The organism is Afipia sp. Root123D2, from assembly GCF_001425835.1.
Classification (GTDB): Bacteria; Pseudomonadota; Alphaproteobacteria; order Rhizobiales; family Xanthobacteraceae; genus Afipia.
The window spans coordinates 52,607-70,574 of sequence record NZ_LMDP01000004.1; the positions used below are offsets into that span (position 1 = coordinate 52,607).

A 17,968-nucleotide genomic window follows, 5' to 3' on the forward strand; every position below is an offset into this window, starting at 1 on the left:
GGATACTTTGTTGCCATCCACCCAGCCAGGATTCCCCAGCAAGAGGTTCGAGACCGATGATTGTTCGTTCCCTTCTCGTGTCGTTGTCATTTGTCGCACTGACTTGCGCAGCCCATGCGCAGGACGTCGATGCCGGCAAGAAGTCGTTCAACAAATGCCGGGCCTGTCATCAGGTCGGTCCAACCGCCAAGAACGGTGTCGGCCCCGAGTTGAACGGCTTGATCGGCCGCAAGGCGGGTTCGGTCGAGGGCTATAATTATTCCGACGCCAACAAGAACTCGGGCATCACCTGGGATGAGGCGACCTTCGCCGAGTACATTAAGAACCCCAAGGCCAAAATTCCTGGCACCAAGATGGCGTTCGCCGGCATCACGAAGGAGCAGGAGATCAAGGATCTCACGGCTTTCCTCAAGACCTTCGACAAGGACGGCAAGGAATCGAAGTGAGCGGCGCAGCCGCTGGTTTAGTGTGAGACCTGCGGCGCAAGTGCGGGCAAGCTCATCCTCTTGCTAAGGAAGCGCGTAGCGCCGTCTCGAGCCGTGATGCCACGGATCGTGCAAATCCTGCTCCATCCTTCGAGGCGCGCGCAGGAACGCGTTCATCAGGATGAGAGAAGAGAGTGATAGCGGGCACGTGTGTCCGCACACTCGGTCGTCATCACCGGGCTTGCCCGGTGATCCACGCCTTTCCTCGTAACGATCCCCTAAAACGTGGATGGCCGGGACATAGGCGAGCGGAAGCGACGCCGTTCTTTGAACGGCTATGCCCGGCCTTGACATATCGTATAGCTCTCCGGTGAACGGGCGTTGCCCGATCACACCCCGAGATAACGCTGCAGGATCTCCGGCTGCGCCTTGATCTCCTGCGCCGGGCCCTCATGGACGATATGGCCGTTGTTGATGATGTAGACGCGCTGGGCCAGCGCCAGCGTTGCCGCGAGGTTCTGCTCGACCAGCACGATGGTCTGTCCGGCGGCCGCGAGGTCGCGGCATGCGCTCATCAGGTCGCGAACGATGACCGGCGCCAATCCTTCGAACGGCTCGTCGAGCAGGATGATCTTCGGATCGCGCACCAGTGCGCGCGCGATCGCAAGCATCTGCTGCTCGCCGCCCGACAGATCGGTGCCACGGCTTTCGCGCCGTTCCTTCAGTCGCGGGAACATTTCGTAGATGCGGTCGAGCGGCCAGCGGTTCGACGCCGTCAGTCCGGCGAGGATGATGTTCTCCTCGACGTTCAGGCTGCCGAAAATGCGGCGGTCCTCATGGACCAGCTGCATGCCGGCCTGGGCGATGATGTGGCTTTTCTTTCCGGCGAGATCGACGCCGTCGAGTTTCACCGCGCCGGCGCGTGGTGTCACCACACCCATCAGGCTTTTGAGCGTGGTGCTCTTGCCTGCGCCATTGCGGCCGAGCAGGGCGACAACCTCGTTCTTTTCGACGCGCAGCGATACGTCGAAGAGGATGTGGGAATCCCCATAGTACGAGTTCAGTCCGCTGACTTCGAGCAGGCTCATTCGTGCACTCCCCCGAGATAGGCTTCCTGCACTTTGGCGTTGCCCTTGATTTCATCCGGTGTGCCTTCGACCAGCACGCGGCCCTCCTGCAGCACGGTGACGCGCTCGACCAGTTCGAACAGCGAGTCCATATCGTGATCGATGATGATCATGGTGCGGCCCTGGCTGATCGACTTCAGCAGCTTGACGGTTTCGACACGTTCCTGCGGGCTCATGCCGGCGAGCGGCTCGTCGAGCAGCAGGAGGCTTGGCGAGCTAGCGAGAGCGAGGCCGATTTCCAGGCGCCGCTTCTCGCCATAAGCCAGTTCGGACACCGGCGTGTCGGGACGTCCGGCGAGATTGACCAGCTCCAGCGTGTGCTGGACCTGCGCGTCGAGGCCCGGAATTTTCGACATGTTGGAGAACAGGTCGAGCTTGAACTTGCCGCGCAGCTCCGCCAGCACCGAGATGGTGATGTTTTCGCGCACGGTCAGCCGGTTGAACAACTGGTTGACCTGATAGCTCTTGGTCAGACCGAGCTGGCAGGCATCGGTCACATCCTTGTGGGTGATGTCATGGCCCTCGAAGATGATCTTGCCCGACGTCGGAGCAACTTCGCAGGTCAGCATCTTGAAGAAGGTCGACTTGCCTGCGCCGTTCGGGCCGATGATGCCGCGCAGTTCGCCGTGGTTGACGATCAGGTCGATGTCGCTGTTGGCGACCAGGCCGCCGTAGCGCTTGGTCAGGCCGGTCGCGTGGAGGATCGGGCCGGAGTAGCCGTCGAGGGCGCGCTGGCGGGGCGGCATCGGCGCCGCTTTCGGCGCGGTGAAGGCCGGTGTGGCGACATTGGATGCCGCGACTTTGTCAGCCTTCGCTCTCTCGGTGTCGCCCGAGAGGAAGCCATACGCATCCTTGATGGCGCCGATCAGGCCGTGCCGCAGGAAGCACACCAACAGCACGAACACGATGCCCAGAACCAGCTTCCACGCCGCGCCAAGGCCGAGTGCGGCCTGCAGGAAGTCCTGCAGGAACAGCCAGACGGCGGCGCCGAGCAGGGGGCCGAACAGCGTGCCTGCGCCGCCGATCGCGGTCTGCATGATGAGCTGGCCCGACGTTTCGAACATGAACGCGTCCGGCGGCATGAACGCTTGCATCACGCCGAGCAGGCCGCCGGCGAAACCGGCATAGGCGGCGGCGATGACGAAAGCGGTCAGCTTGTAGCCATGGATGTTATGGCCGACAGCCTGGGCGCGCAGCGGATTTTCGCGGATCGCCCTGAAGATCGTGCCGACCGGCGAGCGCACGATACGCAGCGCGATCACGATGCCGACGAAATAGCAGAAGGCGAGGAACCAGTAGAGCGACCAGCCGGTCGTGAAGTGGATGTTGATAAAGCCGAAATCGAAATGAGGTGTGGGGACGCCGGGCAGGCCGTTTTCACCGCCGGTCCAGTCCGCCAGCGGATTGAACTCGACAAAGAAGAACACTTCGGCGATCGCCACCGTGATCATCGCGAAGTAGATGCCGGTACGGCGCAGCGCGATCAGGCCGACCAGATAGCCGACCACCGCGGCGGCAACCATGCCGATCAGCAGCGCGGTCACCACATGCGGGAACCCCGCGCGAGTCAGCAGATAGGCCGCGACGAAGCCGCCGGTACCGTAGAATGCCGATTGGCCGAATGACAGCAGGCCGGTGAACCCGAACAGGATGTCGAAGCCGACACCGAACAGGCCCCAGACCAGGATCCGGTTGACCGTGTTCGGGGCAAAGCCGAGATGCGGCAGGATGAACGGCGCAAGGATCAGACCGACCGCCGTCAGCGTCTCGATGAGAAGGGGACGTTGTTTAAGCATTTTGAACCGTCGTTATGCGCGATTGCGCGCGCCAAGCAGGCCATGCGGCCGCACCATCAGGACCAGCGTCATCGCCGCGAACAGCATGATGTAAGAGTAGCTGGGGTTGATCATGGACGTGATGCTGATGATCTCACCCGCGATCAGGCCGCCGAGAATGGCGCCGGGGAACGATCCCACGCCGCCGATCACGACGACGACAAAGGTCTGGACCAGGATCGCTTCGCCCATCTGAGGGGTCAGCGACACCACCGGCGCATTGACGATGCCGGCAAAGCCTGCGGCCATCGCGCCGATCCCGAACACCACCATGAAGACGCGGTAGACGTTGATGCCGAGCGAATCGACCATCACCGAGTCCTCGATGCCGGCGCGGACGATCAGACCGAGCCGCGTGCGATAGAGCACGACGAACAGGATGAGCAGCGCCACGGCAACGATCCCGACCAGGGCAAGCCGGTAGGTCGGGTAGTACATGAAACCGAGCGAGGTGATGCCCGCGAAAATCTTCGGCGCGGGCACGGACAGCGACAGGCTGCCGAAAGCAAAACGCACCAGTTCGACAAAGACGATACTGAGACCGAACGTGACCAGAAGCTGGTCCTCGTCCGGCCTGCTGTAGAAGTGGCGGATCACCACCCGCTCCATCACCACGCCGACCACCATGACGAACAGTGAGCCGGCGATGACGGCGAGGATGAATGAATCCGTGTAGGTGTAGGCGACATACCCGGCGTAACCGCCGAGCATGAACATAGCGCCGTGCGCGAGATTGAGGACACCGAGCGTACCGTAGATGATCGTCAGGCCGGATGAGATCAGCGCCAGCAGAGCACCGAGCACCAGTCCGTTGAACATCTGCGAAACAAGATTAGCCCAATTCATTACCGTCGACCTCGCGCACGGAAGGAGTTTCAGAACGCGATCAGGTGTAATCGCCGAGCTTGCAGCCGAATTCGTCCGGCTTCTGCATCAATCCCGCACCCGGGACGACTTCGACGATGTCGTACCAGTCTTCCTTGCCCTTCATGTCCTTCTTCGCCTTACCCTTGACGATGATGACGGGGCGGATGCACTGGTGATCTTCGGGACGGTAGTGCACGTCGCCAACCAGCGACGGAATGGTCTCGCCCTTCTCGTAGGCCTTGATCACGTCCGGCGGATAGAAGCTGCCGGCTTCCTCGACCATGCGAGCCCAGTGCAGGAAGCTGATGTAGGCGTTTTCCGCACCCCATTCCGGCTTGTAGCCGAACTTCTTCTCGAAGGTCTCGTTGAACATCTTGGCGAGCGGGTACTTGTCTTCAATCGTCCACCAGTAGTCGGTGGCCGCGTAAACACCTTCCATCAGGCCGCCGGTCTCGCGGGCGAGGAACGGAACCTGATAAGGCACGACGAGCTTCATCTTGTCGAAGATGCCGAACTGCTTGGCCTGCTGAATCGACAGGACAGCGTCGTGACCCCAGTTGACGTTGATGAGCACGTCAGCGCCGGAGTTGGCGACGTTGAGCAGATAGGACGAGAAGTCAGGCGCACCGAGCGGCGAGACCTGGTTGGTCACCGTGGTCCAGCCGGACTTGGCCAGAATGTCCTGCACCGACTTGGTGACGGTGTGGCCGTAGGTGTAGTCCGGCGTCATGTACGCCGCCTTCTTGTTCTTGCCGAACTGCTTGACGAGAACCGGGGCGATCGCCGCAGCCGCTGTCTGTCCGAAGAAGTTCTGACGGACGCCGTAGCGCACGCAGTCCTTGCCGGTGGTGTCGTTCGAACCGGAAATGCCGCAAACGAACAAGACCTTTTCGCGCTGGGCGAGCTTGTTGAGTGCGACCGCGACGGCGCTCGAGGTGCCGCCGGTGATCATCACGGCCTTGTTTTCGCTGATGAAGCGCTGCTGCGCCTGCACCGCTTCGTTCGGCTTGGCGGCCGAGTCGGCGACGACCAGTTTCAGTTCCTTGCCGAGAACGCCCTTCTTGGTCTTCGGCGAGACCTTCTTGGCGAGTTCGTGGCCCTGGTTGAGATGCTCGACGGCGAGCTGATAACCCTTGAGCTCGTCTTCGCCCTGCACCGCGTAGGTGCCGGTGCGCGGCACCGAAGCGCCGATGGTGACCGAGTTGCCGGATGAACCGGCGGGATAGGTTCCGATCGCGGGATGGTCGCCCGCTGCGTAAGCCCGGAGCGTGGTGCCCGGAATCACCATTCCACCTGCCAGGCCGGCAGCGACCTGGAGCATTGTGCGGCGCGAAACGCCGGTCTTGTCGATCGAGTTGCGTGACATTCAGCTTCCTCCTTAAAAATCTTTGTTGTTTGTTATCGCGGACCCGGCCCAGGCGAAGAAGCCGGTTAACTCCGGCCTTCAAATGAGGGCTCCGCACGGCATCGCATATCAGCGATGCTGTTCAATGTTTTACGGCGGCAACATCGGATGTGCGCCAGTCGGCGGCAATCCGACTTTCGTCGATGCGGTGCCTATGATGTGTGCAGCACACAGGAAATATCTCGGAGTTCGAGCGATCCTGGCGCCGTTAACTCTTATCCAAACGGATGAGATGTTCGCAGTGGCGAGATCAGAACTCAGCGTTCTGTTTGACTTAATTCAACGCGCCGGCGCGGCTCCGGCACCGGCAATGAAGTCCGCGAAACGCGGATCGCCGACATGCGCGATATTGACGCGCATTGCGGGGCGCGCCGGGGCCGTGTCGGGATTGAACGCAGATCCGGGTGCCAGCAGGATGCTGTGTTCGGCGGCAGCGCGCGACAGCTGCTTGTCGTCGATGTGGTCCGCGAGTTCGCACCACATGTAAAAACCGCCGCCCGGCGTGCCGAACAGCGGAAGCCCGATCCGTCCCAACGTATCGCGGGCCTGACGCGTCGCGTCCTCGATGCGTCCGGCGAGCCGCTTGAGGTGACCGCGATAACGTCCGCTCGTAATCAGGTCGTAGATGATCTGCTCGATGTAGCCTGAGCTGTTGGCACGGGTGATCATCTTCAGATCGGCAAGCGCGCCGATGGTGTCCGGATCGGCCGCGATGTAGCCGGAGCGCAGGCTGGCGGACAGCGTCTTGGCGAAGGTGCCGACATAGATGACGCGCTCGAGTTGATCCAGCGCCGCAAGCCGCGGATGGGTGTTCGGCAGCACGTCGGCAAACGGATCGGTATCGACGATTCGCAGGCGATGCTCGTTAGCGACGCCGAGCAGACGGTAAGCAACCGGCAGCGTGAGCGAGCATCCGGTCGGATTGTGCGCCAGCGACTGGGTGAAGAAAAATTTTGCGCCGGTTCGCGCGGCCTGCGCGGCGAGATCGTCGACGTCCGGTCCGTTGGGATTGCGCCGCACGCCGACGATGCGCGCTTTTGCCAGGCGCAGTTTGCCGAACAGCGGATAGTAACCGGGATTATCGACCAGCACCGCGTCGCCGGGTTCGATGAAATGGCGAACGATCATGTCGAGCGCGTCGTTGGCGCCCTGTGTCAGCAGCACCTGGGTCGGTTCGGCGCCGATCGATCGCTCCGCCAGCGTCAAGGCGATGCGCTGACGCAGCGGCAGCAGGCCGTAGGGGCTGCCGTAACTTTCGGGGAGGGTGCGCTGTCCGGGGCGGCTGACCGGGCGCAGATAAGGCCCGACCTCCGAGCCTTCCATCCACGCCGCCGGCGGACGGCCATCACCGACGCGGACCTCGTAACGGTTTTCGAGTTGCTCGCGCAGCAGCCAGACGATGTCGACGGCGTCGATCTTGGCCGGCGTCTCGTTCTCGGCCTGCTTCGGCCGGTGGGGCGTGACATAGAATCCGGAGCCTGGGCGACTCTCGATCTTTCCGGCGGCGACCAGACGGTCGTAAGCCTCGACGATGGTGTTCTTGGAGACGGCGAAGGCCTGTGACGCGGCGCGGATCGACGGCAGCCGTTCGCCGGGGCGGATCATTCCCCGATCGATCCGCATTATAAAGGCATCGATGACTGTTTCGACCCGGGAGCGGGGGGCTTCGCGCTCTGCTGCCTGAACTGTACCCATGCCCCGGATGGTACGGACCTTCCCGAAAATGTGCAAAGCGTTCCTTGTGGCGTACCCTTGCCTCAATACAGTTCGCTGCCGAAAGCCCGCAGAGGCTTCGGTTCGGAACCGGCCGATGCGTGAACAGCACGGGCCGGACGTCAATCGCAAGGGCAGGCCGCATGACCGTTCCAGCACATGGCGCAAACCGCAGCGCGCGGATCGCCGGATTTCACCGCAAGACTCCGCAGGAACGGCTCGATCTGGTGGCCGCTTTCGCGGGCCTTGATGCGGCTGCGGTCAGCCACCTCGCGAACATGGGCAATCTGCCGCCGCAGCTCGCCGACAAGATGATCGAGAACGTAATCGCCACGATGAACGTGCCGATCGGGATCGCCACCAACCTGAAGATCGACGGCGAGGATGTCCTGGTGCCGATGGCGACCGAGGAATCGTCGGTGGTCGCCGCAGTCTGTAATGCAGCGCGCCAGAATTACGAGGCGGGCTTTGTCACGTCAGTATCCGGTACGCAGATGATCGCGCAGGTTCAGGCGGTCGATGTGCCGGACCCGCAAGCGTCGCGATTGCGGCTGCTGGAGCGGCGCGACGAGATCAAGGCGATCTGCGACGGCTGCGATCCGCTGCTGGTCAAGCTCGGTGGTGGCTTCCGTGATCTCGAAGTGCGGATTCTCGAGACGCTTGGCGGCACCATGCTCATTACTCATCTGATCGTGGACACCCGCGACGCGATGGGCGCCAACGCCGTCAATACCATGGCTGAAAAGGTCGCGCCGTACATCGCGGCGTGGAGCGGCGGACGTGTCTATCTGCGGATTCTCTCCAATCTCGCCGACCGGCGGCTGGCGCGCGCCCATGCGGTATGGAAGACGGCCGATATCGGCGGCGACAAGGTGCGCGACGGCATCATCAGCGCCTATCAGTTCGCAGCGGCCGACCCGTATCGTGCCGCGACGCATAACAAGGGCATCATGAACGGCATCAGTGCCGTCATTCTTGCGACCGGTAACGACACCCGCGCGGTCGAAGCCGGCGCGCACGCTTAGGCGGCGCGCAGCGGGCGCTATTCGTCGCTGACCCATTACGAGATCAACCGCGACGGCGATCTCAGCGCATCGATCGAACTGCCGCTGGCGGTCGGACTGATCGGCGGCGCGACCAAGATCCATCCCACAGCGCAAGCATGCCTGAAGATCATCGGTGTCACCACCGCCGAGCGGCTGGCGCGGATTATCGCGGCGGTCGGGCTGGCGCAGAATTTTTCCGCGCTCAAGGCGCTGGCGACGGTCGGCATCCAGTCGGGCCACATGGCGCTGCACGCGCAGAACGTTGCGATCATGGCGGGCGCCGTCGGCGATGAGGTCGATGCGGTGGCGCGGGCGCTGGTCGAGCGCGGCGCCGTGCGCATCGATGTCGCCCAGACCGTTCTGGAGAAACTTCGGCGCTAGATCATCCGGTTCATCGAACGACAAAAATCAAAAGGGAGGAAGAAAACGACATGTCATTGAAACAGAAATCAGGAGTTCTGCTCGGAGCCGCGGTCGCACTGGCGCTTGCCGGTTCGGCCCACGCGGAAATCGCCAACAACACCATCAAGCTCGGTGTGTTGACGGACATCAACGGGACCGCGGCCGATTCGACGGGCCTCGGGTCGGTTGCCGCCGCACGTCTTGCGATCGAGGATTTCAAGAAAGAGAAGCCAGACATCAAGGTCGAACTCGTTCAGGGCGACCACCAGAACAAGGCCGACGTCGGTGCCGCACTGACGCGCCGCTGGATCGACGTCGACAAGGTCGATGCCATTCTTGACGTGCCGTTCTCGTCCGTTGCGCTCGCCGTGCAGGAAGTGACGCGCGACTCGAAGGCCGCTTTCATCGCGTCGGGGCCGGGGTCGTCCTTGATCACTGGCGAGAAGTGTTCGCCGAATACCGTGCACTGGACCTACGACACCTGGGCGCTGGCTCACGGAACCGCGCTGGCCTTGCTGCGGAACAAGAAGGACACGTGGTTCTTCGTCACCGCAGATTATGCGTTCGGCCATTCGCTTGAAAAAGATGCCTCGGACGTCGTCAAGGCCGAGAACGGAAAGGTTCTTGGGAGTGTCAGGCATCCGCCAGGCGCATCGGACTTTTCATCATTCCTGTTGCAGGCTCAGGCCAGCAAAGCGAAAATCGTCGCGCTCGCGAACGCCGTCAACGACACCGTCAATTCCGTGAAGCAGGCTCGCGAATTCGGCATTCAGGCCGGCGGGCAGGACCTGGCGGCACTCCTGATGCAGGTGACCGATGTCAACGCGATCGGTCTCGACGGCGCCAAGGGTCTCTATCTCACCGAGGGTTTTTACTGGGATATGAATGACGGCACGCGCGCCTTTGCGGATCGCTTCACGGCGATCGTGGGCGGCGGCAAGCGGCCGACCGCGATTCAGGCGGGCGTTTATGCAGGAACGCTGCACTATCTGCGCGCAGCCGCCGCGGCGAATACGACCGACGGCAAGACGGTCGTCGCCAGGATGAAGGAAATGCCGTCGCATGATCCGCTGTTCGGCGACGGAACGATCCGCGTCGATGGCCGCCACATCCACAACATGTATCTGTTCCAGGTGAAGACCCCGGCGGAATCGAAGAAGCCATGGGATTTCTACAAGCTGGTGCAGACCATTCCGGCGGCTGAGGCGTTTCGTCCGCTGGCGGACGGCGGCTGCCCGCTGGTCGCCAAGAAGTAACAACACGCACCGCGCGAAGGCCGGCACCGGATTCGGTGCCGGCCTTTTTTTGCTTGAATCATGCCGATACGACTGATCGTCATATCTATAAGTCCGATATTTATCGTCACTATTACTCGCTTGCGAAATATAAATCCGGGACCACAATGCTCGTGTTCGTCGGGCACAGGAGTGGCCCGATATGGCCGGCATGCGTTGCAGCCGGATGCAAACTCCCGGCCTGGGCTTGTTCTGATCGCACGCCGCCTGGACGGCATCGCCGCCGCGCGCGGCGTGGCAGCGCGAAAGGAAGAATCGCATGGAGTCCCGTCAGCCGGTGGCCAATCCGTCCTCTGCGTTCGATGATTTTCTGTTTGCGGTGATTTGCGAGGAGCGTGATGGCACCCAGCTTTCCGTGTTGTCGGCACTGGCGCGAACCGACGTCGATCCGTGGGAGGAAGCCGCGCGGCTGTCGACGATGACAATCGGGGCTGCGGAAGAGACGGTGGTGGCATTGATCGGCCGGGTGATGCGCGACGGAACGCCGGCGCAAAACGCCGCGCTCGCGGAGCGACTGGTCCGCCTTCTGCCCAAGCAGTACGCAGCGACGCAGTCTGGATCCTCTGTCTTGTCACGCGCGGCGAAGGCGCCGGATCTGAGCACGCAGGCGCTGATTTTCCTGGTCGGGTGGTGGAGCTTCGTGATGGTGGTTTCCGCGTTCACGCCCAACAAGGCCACGGTGGGCGCCGATGCACCGCCGGCCTATGCGAGCACGAGAGTTCTGCCGCGAGACAGTCACCCTGACGGCTCGGCAGTGATCAGGGACGGTTTCCCGTATTCGAACGTCGGGATGTCGCGGTAGGCGCGGCCCGGCTATTTCGGAGCCGGCGCGACCTGTGTCGCGTTTGCTGTTTCGCTTTGGGTCGCGGGTTCGATCGCCGCGTTGATCACCGGGTATGCTACCGACACGATATGGGAGTGAATTCGCTTCAGGTCCCGCAGCACGTCGAGATGCAATGAAGTTGTTTCCAGCGTTTCAGGCTGCGCATTGCGCAGGCGGTCGAGATGACGCTCGCCGGCGGCGAGTTCGATGCTTTTCAGTTCGGCCTTCTCGGCGACGAGCTTGCGCGCCTCGGTGAGATCGCCTGACATGAAGACGCCAAACGCCGCGCGCAGCGCATCGACGATCCGGCGATGGAATGCCTCCAGCTCCTGCAGACCCTCTGCCGAGAACTGTAGCCGGTTCTTGATCTTCTTGGCGGCGAGTTCGCTCAGGTTCTTGTCGATGATGTCGCCGACGTGCTCGAGGTTGATCGAGAACGACACGATTTCCATGGCGCGCCGGCCTTCCCGCTCGTCGAGGCTGCCGCGAGTCAACTTGGTGACGTAGAGCTTGATCGCTTCGTCGAGCTTGTCGACTGCGTTGTCCATACGCGAGACTTCGCCGACCAGAGCACGATTGTTGGTGGTCATCGCGACCATCACCTGACGCAGCATCGTTTCGACGATGTCGCCCATGTGCAGCGTTTCGCGTGCGGCATCGGCCAGCGCGAGCGATGGCGTATCGATGGCGCTTTCCTCGAGATAACGCGGTGCATGGGGATCGGCGAGACTCTTGCGGTCGGGGAACGCCTTGGTCAGCAGCTTCGCGAACGGATCGAGCAGGCCGATGAACAGCACGGCGGTGCCGACATTGAATGCGATGTGGAACATCGCCGTCGCCTTGGCAAGGTCGGGCTGCAGGTTTTGCGCAAATCCAGCGAGCGGCTGGATGAACGGCACGATCAGCAGCATTCCGATGATCCGGTTGGCGAGGTTGCCGACCGGCAGGCGATAGCTCGCCGGATCGTCGCGCCGCGTGCCTTCAAACACCGGATTGAGCGCGCTGCCGAGATTCGCGCCGAGCACCAGCGCCAGCGCCGCCTCGAAGGTGATGAAATGCGAATAGGCCAGCGACATGATCAGCAACACGCTGGCGACGCTGGAATGCGCCGCCCATGTCACGACTGCCGCCAGCAGGATGCAAAGCACGGGATCGCCGGTGATCGCGGTCAGCAACATGCGAATGCCCGGCGCGGATTCCGCCGGCGCCAATGATGTGAGCAGGATGTGCAGCGCCAGCAGCATCAGGCCAAGGCCGATGGAGACGCGACCGAGATCCTTGATGCGGGTGCGCGCGCCGGTGCGGAACGCGATCAGGCCGATGATGAACATCACCGGCGCGGCGGCGTAGATGTTGAACGACAGCAGCTGGACGATCAGCGTCGTGCCGACATTGGCGCCGAGCATGATCGCGAGCGCGGGAACGAGACTCACCATGCCTTCGGCGGCAAACGACGCGGTCATGATGCCGGTCGCGGTGCTGCTCTGAAGGAGCGCGGTCAGGCCGAGCCCGGCGAAGAACGCGGAGATGCGATTGCCCAGCACCGTGGACAGGAATCGGCGCAGATCCGGCCCGAACGCGCGCAGAATTCCGCTCTGGACCATGTGCAGGCCCCAGAGCAGCAGCGCCACGCCGCCCATCAGATCAAGCAGAACAACCGAACCCATTCCGGGCCCTCGCGACTCGGGAAATCAATGATCCGGGAGCATATAGGCAGCGGTCCCGGATTCACAGGACGAAGCGCGAGATATTGTTCGTTTTGAGCGATTTTTTCGGAAAAGCGCGCCTGCTAATCCTGCAGTGCGGCGAGTAGTTCGTCCGGCCGCTCGTTCATCATCATGTGTCCGGCGCCACGCATGATGATGGTCCGGGCACCGGGAATCGCGGCTGCCAGCGCTTTTCCGGCCTTCGCCGGCGTCATCATGTCCCGCTCACCGAGGATCAGGGTCGCCGGCACCGAGACTTTCGCCGCGGCGGCAAGCGCGTTCTGGTAGGCATTGCAGGCGGCGAGGTCGGTGAACAGCACGCCGGGCCGGTTGTTTTCCAGCACCCGCTGCGCGCCGGTCAGCATCCACAGGCCGGGCGCGAGACTGCCGCCCAGCCCAGCCGGGAAGCCCAGTCCCCAGATCGAGACCATGTCGATCGCCGCCTGATCGTTGGCTTCAGCCGCTTTCAGAAGGTCCGGCCCGACCGTCATCGCGGCCGCCGTTCCGATCAGGCTCAGCTCCGTCACCTTGTCCGGATGACGCGCGGCGGTTTCGAGCGCGATCAGCGAACCCATCGAGTGTCCGACGAGGCGGGCCTTTTGCGCGCCGGCGGCTGTGATAAGCGCGGCGGTCCAGTCCGCCATGTCGGCGATCGAGGTGAGGGGCGCACCGCTGGAGCGGCCATGGCCGGGAAAGTCGGGCGCGAGTACGCCGTAGCCGTGATGCGCGAACCAGCGGCTGTGCAGCGCCCAGGTCGAGTGATCGAAACCCGCGCCATGGAGCAGGACCGCTGTCGGCAATGACGGATCGAAGTCGCGGCCGCCGGTGGAAACGAACGTGTCGACGCCCTGTACGGAAATCTGCATGGCTCAAGCTTTCTGCGAAAAGCGCAGCGCCTGCGCGAGATCGTCGATGATATCCGGCGCGGCCTCGATGCCGACCGACAGCCGCACCAGTTCCTCGCCGATGCCGGAGGCTTTCAACTGTTCGGCGTTCATTTGCTGATGCGTGGTGCTGGCAGGGTGAATGACCAGCGTCTTGGCGTCGCCGACATTGGCGAGATGGCTGATGAGCCGCAGCGATTCAATGAACTTCCGCCCGGCGGCGCGGCCGCCCTTGATGCCGAACGAGATGATCGAACCCGCGCCGCGCGGCAACAGCTTTTTGGCGAGGTCATGATCGGGATGGGAGGCGAGATCGGGGTGCAGCACCCAGTCCACTGCCTTGTTCGCGGTCAGCGCATCGAGCACGGCGTGGGTGTTCGTCATGTGGCGTTCCATCCGGACGCCCAGCGTCTCGACGCCTTGCAGAAGCTGGAACGCATTGGTCGGCGACAGGCAGGCGCCAAAATCGCGCAGGCCCTCGGTGCGCGCGCGCATGATGAAGGCCGCCGGCCCGAACTGCTCGTCGAAGACGATGCCGTGATAGCCATCATAGGGTTCGGTGATCTGCGGGAATTTTCCCGATCCGCGCCAGTCGAAGTGGCCGCCATCGACGATGACACCACCGATGGCGATGCCGTGGCCGCCGATCCATTTGGTCGCCGAGTTCATGGTGATGTCGGCGCCGAGTTCGATCGGCCGGCTCAGGAATGGCGTCGCGAAGGTGTTGTCGATCAGCAGCGGAATTTTCGCGTCATGGGCGATCTGCGCCACCGCCGGAATATCGAGCACTTCGAGGCCGGGATTGCCGATGGTCTCGCCGATGATCAGGCGGGTGTTGGGGCGTATCGCTGCGCGGAATTCGTCGAGCGCGCGCGGCTTGACGAAAGTGGTGGTGATGCCGAAACGCGGCAGGGTATGCGTCAGCATGTTGATGCTGCCGCCGTAGAGCGATGACGAGGCGACGATGTGATCGCCGGCGTTCAAAAGCGTCGCAATGGCAAGATGCAGCGCCGCCATGCCGCTCGCGGTGCAGACCGCACCGACGCCGCTTTCGAGCGCGGACAGCCGCTCCTCGAGCACCGCCGTGGTCGGGTTGGAAATGCGGGTGTAGATGTGGCCCGCGCGCTCAAGATTGAACAGCGCCGCGGCATGATCCGAATCCTGAAAAACATAGGATGTCGTCTGGTAGATCGGCACGGCGCGCGACCCGGTGACCGGATCGGGATGCTGACCGGCGTGAAGACTGAGGGTTTCGAACGCGGGAGGCTTGGGTGCGGGCATATCGAACTCGAAAATCGGGGAGGACAGTGTCCAGAACGGTCACGTTCGCAAGACGGTGGCATCGTTGCAAGGGCTACATGGCCCGTTGCAACGCGATGATTTAACAGGAGGTGTGCCCTTCGACCATGGCCGTTTTGTGCGATGTGATGTTGCGGGCGCGGGCCGACCTACCGTCCTGCACGCGCTCCGCGATGTTTCGCCATCGCGCGTGACTGAATCCTGGCAGCGTCAATCGCGTTCCGGATAGACACACCGGCGGATCCCTCCGGATTCCACACGCACCATGTCTCCGAGTACAGGCGGGCGTCGCTCAGTGGAACGAAGAAAACGTTCGACACATTGGATTTCGCCAGCGAAGCCGGAACCAGTGACACCCCGATCCCTTGGGCAACAAAGGATACGACGCTTAGCCAATGTCGCACCTCATGCCTGATCTTTGGGGCGAAGCCGACCGCAAGGCACGCTGCAACGATTGATTGATGATAGTCCGGAGACACATCGCGGGTGAATAGAATGAACTCCTCGTTCTCCAGTTTTGTGAGGCTGATTCGTTTTGCCGAGGCGTATCTGTGTCCAGCCGGAAGGCAGGCGACAAACGGCTCCGAGTGATAGTGAAAGCCCTCAAGCTCTTCCGGGATGGCGCGGCCGAATGTGAAGCCGAGATCGATTTCGTCCCGGCCAAACGCCGAGATCTGTTCGACGGTATTGAGTTCTCTCAACAAAAGCTCCGTCGTCGGCGAGGCCGTTTTGAATGCGGATATGATGTTGGGTAAGCCCCGATAGAGCATCGACCCGCTGAACCCGATGCGAAGCCGCCCACCTTTGCCTTCCGAAATTGCTTTGACAAGAAGGCGTGATTCCTCTGCGCGGCGCAGAAGAAAGATCGCTTCCTGCTGAAGGGCGTCGCCAGCTGGCGTAAGCGATACGTTCCGGCTGTCTCGTTCGAACAGTTTCGCTCCGATCTCGGACTCAAGTTGTCGAATGGCCAGACTCAACGGCGGTTGAGACAAGGAAAGCCGCGCCGCAGCGCGGCCAAAGTGTTTCTCTTCCGCGAGCACGGAAAAGTATCGGAGCTTTCGCATGTCCATGACGGACCTATATAAAAAACATATCGATCTCTCTGAATTATATATTGGACGCTATTGGTTCCTTGAGCAAGTATCGCAAGGCTCGCCGGAGGCACGGCGGACGAGATCACGCGTAATTCCGCCGATACGAACATGAGGATCCCGCTGTGACAGCCAGTCCCCGGTCTGCATCGAATCTGATCGCGCCCGACACCACCGGCATGAATTTTTACCGCGCTGACCCGATGCTGGCCGACCTGCTGCGGATTCATCTGTCCGACAGGCTGTTCCGTCATATTGAGCCGCATCTCGACCGGCTCGGCGCGATGGCGGGCGATGAACTCGATGCCTGTGCGCGCATGGCGGATCGTCACACGCCGGTGTTGTATCAGCGCGACCGCTTCGGCCGCGACGTGCAGTCGATCGAATATCATCCGGCCTATCGCCAGCTCGAGGACGCGGCCTTCGGTCAGTTCGGCATCCATGCGATGTCGCACCGCAAGGGAATTCTCGGCTGGGCGGATACCTATCCGGTTACGGCGAAACACGCCTTCACCTTCCTGTTCAATCAGGCCGAGTTCGGCCTTGGCTGTCCGATCAATGTCACTGACGGCTGCGCCAAGCTGCTCTCGAACTACGGCGACGACGCACTGAAAGCCAAATATCTCGACGGCCTGACCCAGACCGACATGGCAAAGCTGACCCAGGGCGGCCAGTTTATGACTGAAAAAGAGGGCGGCTCCGATGTCGGCAAGCTCACCACCACTGCGGTGCAGGAGGGCGATCACTGGCGGCTGACCGGCGAGAAATGGTTCTGCTCGAACGCCGATGCGAAAGTGGTGATGCTGCTGGCGCGGCCGGAAGGCGCGGGCGCGGGAACGCAGGGCGTCGGCCTGTTCCTGATGCCGCGCTTCCTCGATGACGGCTCGCAAAATCACTACCGGATCGTGCGACTCAAGGACAAACTCGGCACCCGCTCGATGGCGTCGGGCGAGATCAAGCTCGAAGGCGCGATTGCCTATTCGGTCGGGCGGCTCGATCGCGGCTTCGTGCAGATGGCGGAGATGGTCAACTCGTCGCGCCTGTCCAACGGCGTGAAATCGACCGCGCTGATGCGCCGTGCCCATCACGATGCGATGACGGTGGCGAACGGCCGCGTGGTGTTCGGCCAGCGCATCATCGATATGCCGCTGGCGCGGCGGCAGTTGCTCAAGATCATGCTGCCGACCGAGCAGGCGCTGTCGATGAGTTTCCTCACGGCCGATGCGCTCGACCGGGCCGAAGGCGGCAGTCAGGACGCGGCGGCGCTGCTGCGGATTCTCACCCCGACGCTGAAATTCCGCGCCACCCGCGACGCCCGCAAGGTCTGCGGCGATGCGCTCGAAATGCGCGGCGGCATCGGTTACGTCGAGGAGTTCGCCACATCGCGGCTGCTGCGTGACGCCCATCTCGGTTCGATATGGGAGGGCACCGGCAACATCGTCGCGCTCGATGCCTTGAAGCGCGCGGTCGGGCGTCACGGCGCCGAATCGGCGCTGGGCGCGGATCTGCACGCGCGTCTCGACGATTCCGCGAACGTGCCGCAAGCCTGGCGGGACCGTCTGCGCGGCCTGACCGACCGCGCCATTGCCTTTGCGCGAGATGTTGCGAGCAATGCCGATAACGAAGCCGAAGCGCGGCGCGCCACCAGCACGCTGTATCATGTCGCCGGCGCCGTCTCCCTGGCATGGGAGGGCGGGCGAATTCACCAGATGCGTGGCGATGCCAAACGTCTGCTGTTGTCACGCATGGTGGTCGATCACAGGCTGACCGTGCGGGATCCGTTTAAATCTCACGCCGACGGAGCCGATCGCGCCATGGCGGCGGAGGTGCTCGGCGATCATGCCGTCGGCATGGAGCGGGCCGCAGCGCTGCTCGCGGCATGACGGCCACCGATATCGGAGTGCGAGACGTTCTGTTCCATGAAAAACCTGTCATGGATTTACCATTGACGCGGCTGGCAGTTTCCGCGCTAATCTGACTATCAAAATCGGCCCACAACACCGCGGAAAACAGCGGTGAGGCCAAAAACAACAGCGTGATTTCCATCACG

13 protein-coding genes and 1 pseudogene are annotated in these 17,968 nt (G+C 62.5%); 5 read left to right on the forward strand and 9 right to left on the reverse strand.

Going from position 1 to position 17,968, the window contains the following annotated elements:
- Positions 1-56: 56 nt before the first annotated feature.
- The gene (locus ASC80_RS19895; RefSeq protein ID WP_056301250.1) at positions 57-446 is read left to right on the forward strand and encodes a c-type cytochrome; all 390 of its coding nucleotides are present in this window, start codon (positions 57-59) and stop codon (positions 444-446) included.
- A 368-nt stretch (positions 447-814) separates the two neighbouring features.
- Here the strand turns inward: ASC80_RS19895 and ASC80_RS19900 are convergent, their stop codons facing one another.
- The 5 genes from ASC80_RS19900 to ASC80_RS19920 all read right to left on the reverse strand — a co-directional run bounded on the left by ASC80_RS19900 (position 815) and on the right by ASC80_RS19920 (position 7,354).
- Complete coding sequence (locus ASC80_RS19900) at positions 815-1,513, reverse strand: ABC transporter ATP-binding protein (protein ID WP_056301253.1); 699 nt, start codon at positions 1,511-1,513, stop codon at positions 815-817.
- Complete coding sequence (locus ASC80_RS19905; RefSeq protein ID WP_056301256.1) at positions 1,510-3,348, reverse strand: branched-chain amino acid ABC transporter ATP-binding protein/permease; 1,839 nt, start codon at positions 3,346-3,348, stop codon at positions 1,510-1,512. Before ASC80_RS19905 ends, ASC80_RS19900 begins: the two co-directional genes overlap by 4 nt.
- A gap of 12 nt (positions 3,349-3,360) precedes the next feature.
- Positions 3,361-4,233 (reverse strand): branched-chain amino acid ABC transporter permease, encoded by an 873-nt coding sequence (locus tag ASC80_RS19910; protein ID WP_056301258.1) that lies wholly within the window; start codon positions 4,231-4,233, stop codon positions 3,361-3,363.
- A 40-nt stretch (positions 4,234-4,273) separates the two neighbouring features.
- Positions 4,274-5,620 carry a substrate-binding protein gene (locus ASC80_RS19915; RefSeq protein WP_056301261.1) on the reverse strand — a complete coding sequence of 449 codons (1,347 nt, stop codon included), beginning with the start codon at positions 5,618-5,620 and terminating at the stop codon, positions 4,274-4,276.
- Between the two features lie 318 nt (positions 5,621-5,938).
- Positions 5,939-7,354, reverse strand: a complete 1,416-nt coding sequence (locus ASC80_RS19920) for an aminotransferase-like domain-containing protein (RefSeq protein ID WP_056301264.1) — start codon at positions 7,352-7,354, stop codon at positions 5,939-5,941.
- Positions 7,355-7,515: 161 nt separating this feature from the next.
- On the opposite strand from ASC80_RS19920, the pseudogene ASC80_RS19925 reads away from it, so the two are divergent.
- From ASC80_RS19925 to ASC80_RS19935, 3 genes and pseudogenes are all read left to right on the forward strand, one after another.
- Positions 7,516-8,799: pseudogene (locus ASC80_RS19925) on the forward strand (hydroxymethylglutaryl-CoA reductase, degradative).
- Positions 8,800-8,849: 50 nt separating this feature from the next.
- Positions 8,850-10,076 (forward strand): ABC transporter substrate-binding protein, encoded by a 1,227-nt coding sequence (locus ASC80_RS19930; RefSeq protein WP_056301267.1) that lies wholly within the window; start codon positions 8,850-8,852, stop codon positions 10,074-10,076.
- A 298-nt stretch (positions 10,077-10,374) separates the two neighbouring features.
- A complete protein-coding gene (locus ASC80_RS19935; RefSeq protein WP_056301270.1) occupies positions 10,375-10,917 on the forward strand; it encodes a hypothetical protein in 543 nt (180 codons plus the stop codon).
- Between the two features lie 11 nt (positions 10,918-10,928).
- Here the strand turns inward: ASC80_RS19935 and ASC80_RS19940 are convergent, their stop codons facing one another.
- From ASC80_RS19940 to ASC80_RS19955, 4 genes are all read right to left on the reverse strand, one after another.
- The gene (locus ASC80_RS19940; protein ID WP_056301274.1) at positions 10,929-12,605 is read right to left on the reverse strand and encodes a Na/Pi cotransporter family protein; all 1,677 of its coding nucleotides are present in this window, start codon (positions 12,603-12,605) and stop codon (positions 10,929-10,931) included.
- Positions 12,606-12,727: 122 nt separating this feature from the next.
- Positions 12,728-13,510: an alpha/beta fold hydrolase gene (locus tag ASC80_RS19945; RefSeq protein ID WP_056301277.1), complete on the reverse strand. Its 783-nt coding sequence runs from the start codon at positions 13,508-13,510 to the stop codon at positions 12,728-12,730.
- A gap of 3 nt (positions 13,511-13,513) precedes the next feature.
- On the reverse strand, positions 13,514-14,809 hold the full coding sequence (locus ASC80_RS19950; protein WP_056301280.1) for an O-acetylhomoserine aminocarboxypropyltransferase: 1,296 nt from the start codon (positions 14,807-14,809) through the stop codon (positions 13,514-13,516).
- A 167-nt stretch (positions 14,810-14,976) separates the two neighbouring features.
- Positions 14,977-15,897 carry a LysR family transcriptional regulator gene (locus ASC80_RS19955; protein WP_082512691.1) on the reverse strand — a complete coding sequence of 307 codons (921 nt, stop codon included), beginning with the start codon at positions 15,895-15,897 and terminating at the stop codon, positions 14,977-14,979.
- A gap of 146 nt (positions 15,898-16,043) precedes the next feature.
- Here ASC80_RS19955 and ASC80_RS19960 point away from each other — a divergent pair, with 146 nt between their 5' ends.
- Positions 16,044-17,801 (forward strand): acyl-CoA dehydrogenase family protein, encoded by a 1,758-nt coding sequence (locus tag ASC80_RS19960; protein WP_056301282.1) that lies wholly within the window; start codon positions 16,044-16,046, stop codon positions 17,799-17,801.
- Positions 17,802-17,968: the final 167 nt, after the last annotated feature.

Excerpts from the sequence above, each read along its gene's own strand:
- ASC80_RS19895 (WP_056301250.1), top strand. The coding sequence starts at position 57 with ATGATTGTTCGTTCCCTTCTCGTGTCGTTGTCATTTGTCGCACTGACT.
- ASC80_RS19900 (WP_056301253.1), bottom strand. The coding sequence starts at position 1,513 with ATGAGCCTGCTCGAAGTCAGCGGACTGAACTCGTACTATGGGGATTCC.
- ASC80_RS19905 (WP_056301256.1), bottom strand. The coding sequence starts at position 3,348 with ATGCTTAAACAACGTCCCCTTCTCATCGAGACGCTGACGGCGGTCGGT.
- ASC80_RS19910 (WP_056301258.1), bottom strand. The coding sequence starts at position 4,233 with ATGAATTGGGCTAATCTTGTTTCGCAGATGTTCAACGGACTGGTGCTC.
- ASC80_RS19915 (WP_056301261.1), bottom strand. The coding sequence starts at position 5,620 with ATGTCACGCAACTCGATCGACAAGACCGGCGTTTCGCGCCGCACAATG.
- ASC80_RS19920 (WP_056301264.1), bottom strand. The coding sequence starts at position 7,354 with ATGGGTACAGTTCAGGCAGCAGAGCGCGAAGCCCCCCGCTCCCGGGTC.
- ASC80_RS19930 (WP_056301267.1), top strand. The coding sequence starts at position 8,850 with ATGTCATTGAAACAGAAATCAGGAGTTCTGCTCGGAGCCGCGGTCGCA.
- ASC80_RS19935 (WP_056301270.1), top strand. The coding sequence starts at position 10,375 with ATGGAGTCCCGTCAGCCGGTGGCCAATCCGTCCTCTGCGTTCGATGAT.
- ASC80_RS19940 (WP_056301274.1), bottom strand. The coding sequence starts at position 12,605 with ATGGGTTCGGTTGTTCTGCTTGATCTGATGGGCGGCGTGGCGCTGCTG.
- ASC80_RS19945 (WP_056301277.1), bottom strand. The coding sequence starts at position 13,510 with ATGCAGATTTCCGTACAGGGCGTCGACACGTTCGTTTCCACCGGCGGC.
- ASC80_RS19950 (WP_056301280.1), bottom strand. The coding sequence starts at position 14,809 with ATGCCCGCACCCAAGCCTCCCGCGTTCGAAACCCTCAGTCTTCACGCC.
- ASC80_RS19955 (WP_082512691.1), bottom strand. The coding sequence starts at position 15,897 with ATGGACATGCGAAAGCTCCGATACTTTTCCGTGCTCGCGGAAGAGAAA.